The 11,723-nt window shown below is 52.4% G+C and carries 14 protein-coding genes; 13 read left to right on the plus strand and 1 reads right to left on the minus strand.

Annotated features, from left to right (window positions below; all coding sequences use genetic code 11):
• Positions 1 to 273: 273 nt before the first annotated feature.
• Positions 274 to 945, minus strand: coding sequence for an adenylate kinase (locus D5S03_RS11835; protein ID WP_008870962.1), 672 nt, complete (start codon positions 943 to 945; stop codon positions 274 to 276).
• Between the two features lie 218 nt (positions 946 to 1,163).
• Between D5S03_RS11835 and pyrG the strand changes: the two genes are divergently transcribed.
• From pyrG to D5S03_RS11900, 13 genes are all read left to right on the plus strand, one after another.
• Complete coding sequence (gene pyrG / locus D5S03_RS11840) at positions 1,164 to 2,855, plus strand: CTP synthase (protein ID WP_008870963.1); 1,692 nt, start codon at positions 1,164 to 1,166, stop codon at positions 2,853 to 2,855.
• Positions 2,856 to 3,677 (plus strand): 3-deoxy-8-phosphooctulonate synthase, encoded by an 822-nt coding sequence (gene kdsA, locus D5S03_RS11845; RefSeq protein ID WP_008870964.1) that lies wholly within the window; start codon positions 2,856 to 2,858, stop codon positions 3,675 to 3,677.
• Complete coding sequence (locus tag D5S03_RS11850) at positions 3,670 to 4,206, plus strand: KdsC family phosphatase (protein ID WP_008870965.1); 537 nt, start codon at positions 3,670 to 3,672, stop codon at positions 4,204 to 4,206. Before kdsA ends, D5S03_RS11850 begins: the two co-directional genes overlap by 8 nt.
• Complete coding sequence (lptC, locus tag D5S03_RS11855) at positions 4,199 to 4,741, plus strand: LPS export ABC transporter periplasmic protein LptC (RefSeq protein WP_008870966.1); 543 nt, start codon at positions 4,199 to 4,201, stop codon at positions 4,739 to 4,741. Before D5S03_RS11850 ends, lptC begins: the two co-directional genes overlap by 8 nt.
• 36 nt (positions 4,742 to 4,777) lie before the next feature.
• Positions 4,778 to 5,308, plus strand: a complete 531-nt coding sequence (locus D5S03_RS11860) for an LptA/OstA family protein (RefSeq protein ID WP_008870967.1) — start codon at positions 4,778 to 4,780, stop codon at positions 5,306 to 5,308.
• Positions 5,305 to 6,027 (plus strand): LPS export ABC transporter ATP-binding protein, encoded by a 723-nt coding sequence (lptB, locus tag D5S03_RS11865; protein WP_008870968.1) that lies wholly within the window; start codon positions 5,305 to 5,307, stop codon positions 6,025 to 6,027. Before D5S03_RS11860 ends, lptB begins: the two co-directional genes overlap by 4 nt.
• Before the next feature lie 15 nt (positions 6,028 to 6,042).
• Complete coding sequence (gene rpoN / locus D5S03_RS11870) at positions 6,043 to 7,485, plus strand: RNA polymerase factor sigma-54 (RefSeq protein WP_287044171.1); 1,443 nt, start codon at positions 6,043 to 6,045, stop codon at positions 7,483 to 7,485.
• A gap of 34 nt (positions 7,486 to 7,519) precedes the next feature.
• Positions 7,520 to 8,071 carry a ribosome hibernation-promoting factor, HPF/YfiA family gene (hpf, locus tag D5S03_RS11875; RefSeq protein WP_287044173.1) on the plus strand — a complete coding sequence of 184 codons (552 nt, stop codon included), beginning with the start codon at positions 7,520 to 7,522 and terminating at the stop codon, positions 8,069 to 8,071.
• 34 nt (positions 8,072 to 8,105) lie between these two features.
• A complete protein-coding gene (locus D5S03_RS11880) occupies positions 8,106 to 8,555 on the plus strand; it encodes a PTS sugar transporter subunit IIA (protein WP_287044174.1) in 450 nt (149 codons plus the stop codon).
• The gene (rapZ, locus tag D5S03_RS11885; protein WP_287044175.1) at positions 8,531 to 9,463 is read left to right on the plus strand and encodes an RNase adapter RapZ; all 933 of its coding nucleotides are present in this window, start codon (positions 8,531 to 8,533) and stop codon (positions 9,461 to 9,463) included. Before D5S03_RS11880 ends, rapZ begins: the two co-directional genes overlap by 25 nt.
• A 361-nt stretch (positions 9,464 to 9,824) precedes the next feature.
• Entirely contained in the window at positions 9,825 to 10,250 is a 426-nt protein-coding gene (locus D5S03_RS11890; RefSeq protein WP_008870973.1) for a PTS sugar transporter subunit IIA, read from the plus strand.
• A gap of 4 nt (positions 10,251 to 10,254) precedes the next feature.
• Positions 10,255 to 10,719, plus strand: a complete 465-nt coding sequence (locus D5S03_RS11895; protein WP_287044177.1) for a PTS sugar transporter subunit IIB — start codon at positions 10,255 to 10,257, stop codon at positions 10,717 to 10,719.
• A 109-nt stretch (positions 10,720 to 10,828) separates the two neighbouring features.
• Positions 10,829 to 11,422: a hypothetical protein gene (locus tag D5S03_RS11900; RefSeq protein ID WP_008870975.1), complete on the plus strand. Its 594-nt coding sequence runs from the start codon at positions 10,829 to 10,831 to the stop codon at positions 11,420 to 11,422.
• The last annotated feature ends 301 nt before the right edge of the window (positions 11,423 to 11,723 follow it).

Below are 11,723 nucleotides of genomic sequence, written 5' to 3' on the forward strand. Positions count from 1 at the left end.
AGAGCTATTTGACAGGATTAACAGGATTAAGAGATGGATAAAGAAAAAAATCATTTTGTCCTGGCCGGAAGCCAGGCCAAAAGGTTATCACTCCAGCACTCACTTTTTTCCTGCATTCATGAGTGCCGGAAGAAAGTGAGTGCTGGATGGTTAATGCAATCTGCGGCTTCCGGCCGCTGATTGCTTATCCTGTCATCCTGTTAATCCTGTCTAAGGCCTGCCACGCTTCTTAGCGTGGTTATTGTTTTTTATGACAGGATATCTAGAGTAAGTCTAATCAAGCTGCTTCTGCAGTGCGTCCTTGACCTCTTCTATACTGCCGCTTCCGTCCAGTTCAATGTACTTGAAGCCTTCCTTGGCTGCCAGGTCTTTGAAGAAATAGGCTGCAGCCAGGGTCCCGTTCTCGGTATCGTAATAAATATCGTGACGTTTATCGATGGCTTCCTCGTCCTGGTCATCGGACCTGGCCTTGAGCTCTCCTCCGCAGATGCGGCACTTGTCGCCGTCGGGCATGATGGCTTCCACGTAAATGTTATTGGGATGGTTGGGATCATTGGCACACAGCCTGCGGCCCATGATTCTCTTTTTGGCCGCATCCCTGGAGAGCTGAACCTCTATGACATAATTGAGCTTCATGCCCTCTTTCTGCAGGGCGTCCCACAGCATCTTGGCCTGGGCGGGATTGCGCGGGAAGCCGTCCAGGAGCCATCCTCCCTGGCCTTCCTTCTTGAGTGTCTCCAGGACCATGGGAACAGTGATCTCATCAGGGACCAGCTCCCCCTTGTCTATGTACTCTTTGGCCTTCTGCCCGAGTTCTGTACCCTGCTTGATATGTTCTCTGAAGATGGCTCCCGACTCGATGTGGGCAAGATTATACTTGTTTTTGACCAGAGAACCCTGTGCACCTTTTCCGCTTCCGTTTGGACCGAAAATTAAGCTGTTCAATTTGGACCTCCTTTTTTAAATACAAATTTACGCCAAAATATCCTCAACAGTCTTATATGTCAATCAATCCCTGAACATGTTCATAAAACACCTGGCAGGACGATAATAACAGGACTTGGCAACAGAACCTGCATGGGATATACAGGATGAATTCAGGGTCAAAACATCCCTGTATTAATATCGGGTGCAGCACAAACTTCAAATCTCAAGGTGTTTTCATGAAGACCAAGTTTATTTTCATTACCGGCGGAGTTCTCTCCTCCCTGGGCAAAGGACTGGCAGCAGCCTCCATTGCCGCCCTGCTCAAGGCCCGGGGGCTCAAGGTGACCCTGCAGAAGCTGGATCCCTATATAAATGTCGATCCCGGGACCATGAATCCTTTTCAGCACGGAGAGGTTTACGTCACTGAAGACGGGGCCGAGACCGATCTGGACCTGGGACATTACGAGCGCTACCTGGATCAGCCCATGAGCCAGTTGAACAACTTCACCTCAGGCTCCATCTATCATTCAGTGATAACCAAGGAACGCCGTGGTGATTATCTGGGCGGCACCGTCCAGGTTATCCCCCACGTGACCGACGAAATAAAAAACGCCATTTTGAGTGTAGCCACCGATGACGAAGACGTGGCCATCATCGAAATCGGTGGAACTGTGGGAGACATTGAAAGCCTTCCCTTCCTGGAGGCCATCCGGCAGCTGAGAGGAGACCTGGGCAAGGAAAACGTCCTGTACATACACCTGACTCTTGTACCCTACATCAAGGCCGCAGGGGAAATCAAAACCAAGCCCACCCAGCACAGCGTCAAGGAGCTTCGAAGCATCGGCATCCAGGCGGATATCATCCTGTGCCGCTGTGAAGTTGACCTGGAACAGGATATAAAATCCAAGATCGCCCTTTTCTGCAATGTGGATCCGGATGCGGTTTTCACTGCCCGGGACGTTCAGAGCATATACGAAGTTCCGCTCATGCTCTACGATGAAGGACTGGACCAGAAAGTGGCCATCCTGCTCAAGCTTCCGGCCAAAAACCCCGGCCTGCAGGCCTGGGAAAACCTGGTATATCGCCTGAACCACTACAAAAGCGAACTGCATATAGCCATAGTAGGCAAGTACGTAGACCTCAGGGAATCCTATAAAAGCCTGCATGAGGCATTGATTCACGCCGGCCTGGAAAATGAAACCAGGGTCATACCCAGGTACATAAATTCAGATGACCTGTCTCAAGAAAGCCTTGCCCGGCAGATGCAGGGGGTTCACGGGGTTCTGGTCCCCGGAGGCTTCGGGACCCGGGGCATAGAGGGCAAAATTTTGGCCATCAGGTATGCCCGGGAAAACAACATCCCCTTTTTCGGGATCTGCCTGGGCATGCAGTGCGCGGTCATTGAATACGCCAGAAACGTACTCCAGCTGGAAGGGGCCGACTCCCAGGAATTCAACCCGGATACACCTTACCCGGTAATCTATCTAATGACCGAGTGGTTTGACTTTAGAAACCGTACCACCCAGAAACGCGATACCGGCAGTCACAAAGGGGGCACCATGCGCCTGGGCGCATACCCCTGCGTTCTCAAGACTGGCACTAAGGCCATGCAGGCCTACAACACCTCCGAGGTATCGGAAAGACACAGGCACAGATACGAATTCAACATGAAATTCGCCCCGGATTTCAAGTCCCATGGCCTCATCCTCAGTGGTCTTTCACCTGATGAAAAACTGGTGGAGATCGTTGAGCTCAAGGACCATCCATGGTTCCTTGGCTGTCAGTTTCACCCGGAATTCAAATCAAACCCCATGCGGGCCCATCCCCTGTTCAGGGAATTTATCCGCGCCGCCGGGCAGTATGCACTCCCTGAAGAAAAAAATCCGGATAAGGCTTCCGGGGAAAAATCACTTGATAAAGAACCTTGAATGACCAACACTCCTGATGCTATGAAAGATCTCTTTGAATCAAGCAGAAAAGACCTGTTTTTCATCCTGGGCCCGTGCGTGCTGGAAAGCAGGGACATGGCCCTGCAGACGGCAGAGAGCCTGGCCGGTATGGCCGCCAGCCTGGATGTGAACATCGTCTTTAAAAGCTCCTTTGACAAGGCCAACCGCAGCTCCCTTGACGGGTTCCGGGGTCCGGGCATGGAGAAAGGCCTTGAGTGGCTGCAGGAGATAAAAAAACGCACAGGCCTGCCCGTTATTACGGATATACACGCCCCGCAGCAGGCGGATGAAGCGGCCGGGGTCGCCGACGTGATCCAGATCCCCGCCCTTCTTTGCCGGCAGACCGATCTCATCCTGGCCGCTGCTGCCACGGGAAAAATCGTAAACATCAAGAAAGGCCAGTTCATGGCCCCCTGGGACATGGCCGGGGTGGTGGACAAAGCCGCCTCCAGGAACCCCGGCATATGGCTCACTGAGAGGGGCACAACTTTCGGCTACAACAACCTGGTAGTGGACTTCAAGTCCATTGCCATCATGTCCGGGCTTGGATTTCCGGTCATCCTGGACGCAACGCACTCGGTGCAGCTTCCCGGAGGCCTCAAGACCGCCTCCGGAGGTCAGCGCGAGTTTGTCCCGGTCCTGGCCCGGGCCGGAGTGGCTGCAGGGGCTCACGGCATATTCATGGAGGTTCACCCCCGTCCGGAAATGGCCCTTTGCGACGGGCCCAACTCCTGGCCTATAGATGAAACCTTTTCTCTGCTGCAAAACCTTTTGAAGATAAGAGACGCCCTGCATGCATAACCATCCGGCTCAAGCCGCGCAAAAAGTAAAACTTCTTGTCCTGGACGCCGACGGGGTGCTTACCGACGGTGGTCTTTACTACGACCCCGATGGACGGATAATAAAAAGGTTCAATGTCCAGGACGGGCTGGGGCTTAAGCTGGCCATGGCCGCCGGACTGGAGGTGGCTGTGATAACCGGGCTCAATTCCGGCGCGGTGGAAACAAGAGTCAAAGAACTTGGAATAAATGATTATTTTTCAGGATCAACCCATAAAATGCCCTTCATCAGGCAGCTTTCCCGGGAAAAAAACCTGTTGTTTTCGCAAATGGCCTACCTCGGTGATGACTGGGTGGACGCAGGTCCTATGCAGTGCGTAGGACTTCCCATGGCTGTGGCCAATGCCCAGCCGGAAATCAGGAAGCTGGCCGCCTGGACCAGTACACAAAGAGGCGGCCACGGAGCAGTGCGTCAGGCCGTGCGTTTTATCCTGCAGGCCCAGGGAAGGCTGGAACAGGAGTGGCGCAAATGGGTCCAGAAACATGCTTAAGAAAGCCTTTCCCATAATCCTTACGGTTATGCTCATGTTTTTCCTGCTGAGCATTTTCTGGCGCGAAACCCCGGGGCCGAGACAAGTTGACTTTGACCAGGACCTGGAAGTTGATTTAAACATCAGGGATCTGACCCTGGTTCAAAGCGGCCGGGACAAAAAAATCTGGGAGCTTGACGCAAAACAGGCAGGCTTCATGCGCAAGGAGAACATCTACCTTCTGCAGGAACCTGTCATGACCTATTTCGGAGAGAAAAACGGCGAACCTGTTGAAATCAGGGCTGCCCGGGGCAGAATAGACCAGGACAGCGGAACCCTTTATATGTGGCCCGACGTAAAGGCCCGTTCAGGGGGCCTTTACACCACTTCAGAAAAGGCTACATACAAGGAAGGCGAGGGACATGTCCTGCTGGAAGACAATGTTTCCTTTACGGGCCGGGGCATGAGGGTAGACACCCCCAGGGCCCTTATAATGCTTGAAGAGGACAAAATCGTGGCCACCCAGGGTGTCAGGACCAGCATCCGGGGAAACTGAACAAAACACATCATGAACAGAATACAGGCAATCACAATGCACTGCAGATTTTTTCCCTATATCCTGGTCTGTGTCCTGGCGGCCTTATTTCTTTACCCTGCCGGGATCCAGGCTGAAAACGACAAGGGTACGGAGATTACCTCACGGGACATGACCTTTAAAGGCGCGGAAAATCTAATTGTGTTTTCCGGTGACGTTTATGTCCGCCGCCCTGATTTCGAGCTCTGGTCAGACAAGCTTTACGTATATCTCAGGTCGGATGCGGACATGGATGAGACCGCACCTGAAGCCGGAGAAGATGATGACATAGAGAAAATCGTCGCCCGGGGACAGGTGCGGATCCAGGGAGAAGGCAGGGAGGGCCGCAGCGGACTTCTGACATATTATCCCGACACAGAGATTGTAGAACTGGAGCAGGACCCCAGGCTTATTGAAGGCAAAAACAGTGTTGAAGGGGAAAAAATCGTTCTCAACCTCAAAGACAATACATCCCGGGTATACGGCAGCGAGGAAAGAAGGGTCCGGGTAATCTTTCATTCAGACGATTCAGACGGGGACGGACAGTGAGCACCCTGCAGGCCCTTGACGTTTACAAGCAGTATGGCAAAAAACCCGTGGTCAAAGGAATATCCCTGGACATAAACCGGGGAGAAATAGTGGGGCTTCTTGGTCCCAACGGCGCCGGCAAGACCACGACCTTCTATATGCTGGTGGGCATCATCCCCCCCACCAAAGGCCGGGTGGCACTGGCCGGTCAAGATATAACTGGACTTTCGCTGCCCAAAAGGGCAGAGTTGGGGATGAGTTATCTGCCGCAGGAAAGCTCCATTTTTAAAAAACTGAGCGTCTATGACAACTTGATGCTTATCCTGGAGTACACCTGCAGGGACAGAAAGCTCCGCCGGGAAAAGGCCGAGTCTTTGATGCACGAACTGGGAATATCTAAGCTTGCTCATCAGAAGGCCTCCTTTCTTTCCGGAGGGGAAAGGCGGCGTCTGGAAATAGCCAGGTCCCTGATAAAGGACCCTGAATTCATTCTTCTGGACGAACCCTTTGCAGGCATTGATCCCATTGCAGTGGATGATATCCAGAAAATTGTGCTTAAGCTAAAGGAAAAAAACATAGGTGTGCTCATTTCAGATCACAACGTGCGCGAAACCCTGAAAATCTGCGACAGGGCATCCCTCGTATTTGAAGGCCAGGTTATACTGAACGGCACACCAGGGGAAATAGCCCAGGACGCCCGGGCCAGACAGGTATACCTGGGCGAATCTTTTCAATTGTAGGCAGGATAGCAAGACATGTCCCTGGAACTAAGACAACAGCTGAAACTTTCACAGCAACTGGTGATGACCCCGCAGCTGCAGCAGGCCATCAAGCTGTTGCAGCTGTCCAGAGTGGAGCTGCTGGAAGTGGTGCAGCAGGAACTTATGGAAAACCCCATCCTGGAGGAGGCCCAGTACCAGGAGGATGAGCAGGCGGCCCGGGATATTCACCAGACAGACAACCGCAAAAACAGCCTCAACAGCGAAGAACAGTCCATGATTAAGAATGCGGACTGGGAAAACTACCTGGGCGAATTTTCCAGCAGTTCCAAACAGTCCGCACACCAGGAGCGTGAAACCACTGAAGAGATGCAAAGCTTTGAGACCAGGTACTCTTCCAAGCCTTCCCTGGAGGGACATCTCTTCTGGCAGCTTCAGCTGCAGGATTTTTCAGCGGACGACATGGTTATCGGAGAAGAAATTATCGGCAATCTTGATTCCCGCGGTTACCTCCAGGCCACCTCCCGGGAAATAGCCGAAGCCGCCGGTACAGAACCGGACCAGGTGGAAAGGGTACTAAAACGCATACAGCATTTTGACCCCATAGGTGTCGGCTCCCGGGACATACAGGAATGCCTGCAGGTACAGCTTGAAGCCCTCAACGAGGACGATCCGGTGCTCACTTCCCTGGTAGAAGAGCACCTGGAAGATATTGAGAAAAACCGCATTGCTCCCCTTCTCAAGAAATTCAAGGTCAGCCGGGAGTACATGCAGGAATATATCGAGGTCATAAGAAGCCTGGATCCCTTCCCCGGCTCCAGCTACGGCAGCGAGGACGTTGTCTACATCAGTCCGGATATTTATGTTTACAAGTATGAGGACGACTTTGTCATCCTTTTGAACGAAGAAGGACTGCCCAACCTGCAGCTCAGCTCCTTTTATACCGGTGAAAACCAGCTGGTCAAAGACAAGAAAAACAAGCAGGAAAACGAATACATCCAGGAGAAAACCCGTTCAGCTGTATGGCTCATGAAGAGCCTGCACCAGAGGCAACGCACCCTTTACAAGGTGATGCAGAGCATACTCAAATTTCAAAGGGAGTTCTTCGAGCACGGAGTAAGCCGGTTAAAGCCGCTTATACTCAAGGAAGTGGCCGAGGACATAGAAATGCACGAGTCCACGGTGAGCAGGATCACCACCAGCAAATACGTTTCCACTCCCTACGGCATTTTTGAGCTCAAATTTTTCTTCAACAGTGCCCTGAGCATGGATGGAGGGGGCCATGTGGGCTCTGAAAGCGTAAAGGCCGCCATCAAGAAGATGGTCCGCGAGGAAGACCCCAAAAAACCACTGAGCGATGAAGCCATAGCCGCCATTTTAAAAGAAAACCTGGATGTCAACATTGCCAGGCGTACTGTGGCCAAGTACCGCATGGCCTTAGACATCCCTTCTTCCTCAAAGAGGAAAAAGTTTTTCTGATCCCAAAGCTATATATTAATCGAAGGAGGCAAGCATGCACATCAAATTCAATTTCAAAAATTTCGAACCCTCTGATCACCTGAAAAACTATGCCCGGGACCGTTTTGAAAAACTGTCCAAATATATAACCGACAATGACGACGTTTCTTTGCAGGTAAACATGGAAGTGGAGAAATTCAGGCACATCGCCGAATGCATACTCACGGGAAAAGATCTGCATATCTCGGCCAACGAGGAAACAGAAGACATGTACTCCACCGTGGACCTGAGCCTGGACAAGCTTGAAGCCCAGCTCAAGAAACAAAGGGACAAAATCAAGGACAAAAAGAAAAAAACACGGGAAAAGCAGCAGGTGCGCATGGACGTGGTCAGTTTTTCCCCTGCAGAGGAGGGGCAGAGCCGGGAACCGCGGATAGTGGCCACGGACCACTACGAACCCAAGCCCATGCCCTTAGACGAGGCCGCCATGCAGCTGGAAACCATGGGCTACGAATTTCTGGTCTTTTTAAACGCTGAAACTGAAAGGGTAAACGTGGTTTACCGCCGCAAGGACGGCGACTTCGGCTTTATTGATCCAGGCGTATAAGCTGGTCTGGAATAATCAATAATAGAGAGATACAATGCATCTTGCGGATTTTTTGAGCCCGGACCAGATCGTTGCAGGCCTGGCCTCCAGAACCAAGGCGGAAGTTCTGGATGAACTTGCTGCACCCCTGGTGGAAAAACATGACTTCCTGGAGCGCAGTGAGGTCAACAGCGTGCTCGTAAGCCGGGAGAACCTGGGCACCACGGGCATAGGCGACGGCGTGGCCATACCCCACGGCAAGATAGCCGGCCTGGACAACATCCTCATCAGTGCCGGTCTCAGCCGCGAAGGAGTGGACTTTGCAGCCCTGGATCACAAGCCGGTACACATTTTTTTCCTGGTCCTGGCTCCGGAAAAAAGCGCCGGCAAGCATCTCAAAATCCTGGCTTTTATATCCAGGCTGCTGCAGGACCCTGACTTCAAGGATTCCTTCATCAACGCCCAGACCAGGGAAGAACTATGGAATCTAATAAACAGAGTTTAATCACGGAGTTACCAGACAGGGAAAAAGACCATACAGGCTGCTACCCGGTGGTTATAGTCACCGGCCTTTCCGGGGCGGGGAAAAGCACAGCCCTCAACGTCTTTGAGGACCTGGGCTTTTTCTGCGTGGACGGACTTCCTGTGACCCTGGCCCCCACTATAATGGAGCTTTTTTCCAGGGAAAACCCCAAAAACTTCCGGGGGCTGGCCCTGGGTATGGACCTGCGTCAGAGCGACTTCGCCAGTGAATGGTCCCGTGTGCGGGACCAAATGTCCCAGAGCAGGATTTGTCTGCAGATAATCTACCTTGAAGCAGGCTCGCCGGTACTGGTAAGACGGTACGCTGAAACTAGGCGTCCGCACCCCATGGAAGGAGAAGGCATCGGCCTGGAACAGGCCCTGGAAAAGGAAAAACAGATCCTGGAACCACTGCGCAGCGATGCTCACCTGGTGGTGGACACATCGGATTTCAGCATCCACGACCTGCGCCGGGCACTCAAGGAAAAATGGGAATGCCTGGACCAGGTTCTTGCCGGTATACGGGTGCATATAATTTCCTTTGGATTCAAATACGGCATGCCTTCCGAGGCCGACATGGTCCAGGACCTGCGTTTTCTGCCCAACCCTTTTTTTGAACCAGAACTCAAAAGCCTGTCAGGCAGAGATACGGCTATTGCGGATTATGTGCTGGGCAAGCCTCCGGGGTCTTCCTATCTGGAAAAATACAAGGACTTCCTTGGCTTTATCCTGCCCCTGTTTCAAAAGGAGGGCCGCTACAGGCTGACCATGGCTTTCGGGTGTACCGGGGGCAGACATCGCTCCGTGGCTGTAGCCGAAAACGTGGCGGATTTTCTGAAAAAAAACGGCTACTTAGTGTCACTGGAACACCGACATTTTCAACTGGGTTGATTGCTTGCAGCAGTAGATAGCAAATCCCCTCCCCGGCCAGGAGGGCCGTGGGTGTTGACAGCTTACAATCAACCACCCCCGACCCCTCCTTAACTAAGGAGGGGAGCAGATCGAGGCGTGGCAACACTCTGTCGCATGCATCTGTATAAATACTTCGTCTGGATCGTGATTAAACTTCCACCACCCAAGCAAGTCCAAGCCACGGTTTAGCTCCCCTCCTTGACAAGGAGGGGTCGGGGGTGGTTGTATAAAATCCCTTCCTTATCTGCTCCATTTTTCAAGCAGTAAGGAGAAATCGGGGATGGTTGACAACCAACTTTGAAACATCCCATTTTCAAATTAAACCTGTGACCAGAGCATCATGATAGGAATTATATTAGTCACTCACGGCGATTTCGGGTCCGGTCTTCTGCATGCGGCGCAGACCATGGTGGGAGAAAGCGGCAACTGCTGCGCCATAGGAGTGGATGTTTCCAGGCCCATGCAGGATATCATTGACCAGTTGAAGCAGAAGGTTAAAGAAATAGACACAGGCAGCGGTGTAGTAATCCTTACGGACATGTTCGGGGGAACCCCTACCAATATCAGCCTGTCCCTTTTAAGTCACGGGCATATAGAGGTTATTACCGGGGTGAACCTCCCCATGCTTTTAAAGGCGCTCTCCGGCAGGACCCAGGAACTTGGAGACCTGGCCCAGGAAATCAAATCTGCCGGCAAACAGGGAATCCTCGTGGCCGGGGACGTGCTCAAAAGGCAGGTGGCCGGCTCCGGAAAAAAGGGCGAGTAAGACAATGTTCTGGGTACGCATAGACAATCGCCTGATCCACGGCCAGGTTATCGAGACCTGGCTGCCCTACGCGGGTTCAAGCACCATTCTTGTGGTCAATGATGAACTCGCTGCAGACCCGGTGCGTCAGGAAATCATGGGGCTTGCCGTACCCAGCCACATCGACATAACTTTTGCATCCATCAAGGAAAGCCCCCGCGTCCTGCATACAACTTTAAAGGACAGACTTTCCTCGGTTTTTATACTCTTCGACAATTGTCCGGACGCCAGGCAGGCCTTTGATCAGGGCCTGAACTTCGACTGGATCAACATTGGCAATATTCATTACAGCCCGGGCAGAAAACAGGTCTGCGCCCACATCGCCCTGAGCCAGGACGACAGCCTTTGCCTGGAATACTTTTACAGGCAGGGGGTAAAGCTGGATTTCAGGTGCGTGCCCCACAAAAGCGTTCAGGTGGATTCATGGTAGCCCTGGAAGAAATGAGTATTTTAAACACTGTCCTGCTGGGGGGTTTTTTTTTGCCGTCTTTTCCCTGTTTCGTTTTGCTCTTCACCTGGGCCTTCTTGAACGCCCCCTGGTGGCCGGCTTCTTCCTGGCCCTCATTACCGGTGAAGTCTTCCCGGTTTTGCTCATCGCCGTATTTTTCGAACTGCTGTGGCTGGATCTCATTCCTGCAGGCACCTTCATCCCGCCCAACGCCATCTTCTGCGTAACCAGCGTCACATTACTGTATGGGCATTTTCAACTGGAGCACACCGGCCAGATATTTCTGCTCATGCTCCTGAGCATCCCCGGGGCCTATATCCTTTCGCGCATTGAAGGCTGGTACAGAATCCGGCAGAACAAAAAATACAACCTGATTCTGCGCCAGAGCAGGGACAGGTTCAGCTCATACAATCCAGGAAAAATGATCATGCAGTCCCTGGTCGGGTCCTTCGGCGTGGGCTTGGTGACAGCCTGTCTGGGCATCTATTTCCTGGCCATAGTATATCCTCATTTAAAGGACCTTTTCCAGTTTCAGCGCGAAATGGACTGGTCCCTCATCCTGCTGGCCGCCAGCTTCAGCGCCCTGGCCGGACTCAGAGTCAAAAAAGCCTATACCTCCCTTGTAGTGGGCATGGTCCTGATAAGCGCAGCCCTGGCCTGGATGCAATGGCCTGTATTGGCCTGAAGGTCAGGAGCTGATTATCGAACCACCCCCGGCCCCTCCTTAACCAAGGAGGGGAGCAGATCGAGGCATGGCAACACTCTGTCGCATGCATCTGTATAAATACTCCGTCTGGGTATTGATCAAACTTCCATCACCCAAGTAAATCCAAGCCACGGTACAACTCCCCTCCCTTAGGAAGAAAGTATGGGTGTATGGGGGTATCCATGTGTGGGTGTAAAGATATTTTTACTCCCATACTCCCATACGCCCCTACTTCCATACTTCTTAAGGCCGGGGTGGTTGTATGAACTCCCTTCCTTAT

The organism is Desulfonatronospira sp. MSAO_Bac3, from assembly GCF_003838035.1.
Lineage (GTDB): Bacteria > Desulfobacterota > Desulfovibrionia > Desulfovibrionales > Desulfonatronovibrionaceae > Desulfonatronospira > Desulfonatronospira thiodismutans.

Coding starts and splice junctions, on each gene's coding strand:
- rapZ (WP_287044175.1), top strand. CDS start 8,531: ATGGAATCTAATAAACAGAGTTTAATCACGGAGTTACCAGACAGGGAA.
- kdsA (WP_008870964.1), top strand. CDS start 2,856: ATGACCAACACTCCTGATGCTATGAAAGATCTCTTTGAATCAAGCAGA.
- rpoN (WP_287044171.1), top strand. CDS start 6,043: ATGTCCCTGGAACTAAGACAACAGCTGAAACTTTCACAGCAACTGGTG.
- hpf (WP_287044173.1), top strand. CDS start 7,520: ATGCACATCAAATTCAATTTCAAAAATTTCGAACCCTCTGATCACCTG.
- D5S03_RS11860 (WP_008870967.1), top strand. CDS start 4,778: ATGCACTGCAGATTTTTTCCCTATATCCTGGTCTGTGTCCTGGCGGCC.
- D5S03_RS11850 (WP_008870965.1), top strand. CDS start 3,670: ATGCATAACCATCCGGCTCAAGCCGCGCAAAAAGTAAAACTTCTTGTC.
- D5S03_RS11890 (WP_008870973.1), top strand. CDS start 9,825: ATGATAGGAATTATATTAGTCACTCACGGCGATTTCGGGTCCGGTCTT.
- D5S03_RS11895 (WP_287044177.1), top strand. CDS start 10,255: ATGTTCTGGGTACGCATAGACAATCGCCTGATCCACGGCCAGGTTATC.
- pyrG (WP_008870963.1), top strand. CDS start 1,164: ATGAAGACCAAGTTTATTTTCATTACCGGCGGAGTTCTCTCCTCCCTG.
- lptC (WP_008870966.1), top strand. CDS start 4,199: ATGCTTAAGAAAGCCTTTCCCATAATCCTTACGGTTATGCTCATGTTT.
- D5S03_RS11880 (WP_287044174.1), top strand. CDS start 8,106: ATGCATCTTGCGGATTTTTTGAGCCCGGACCAGATCGTTGCAGGCCTG.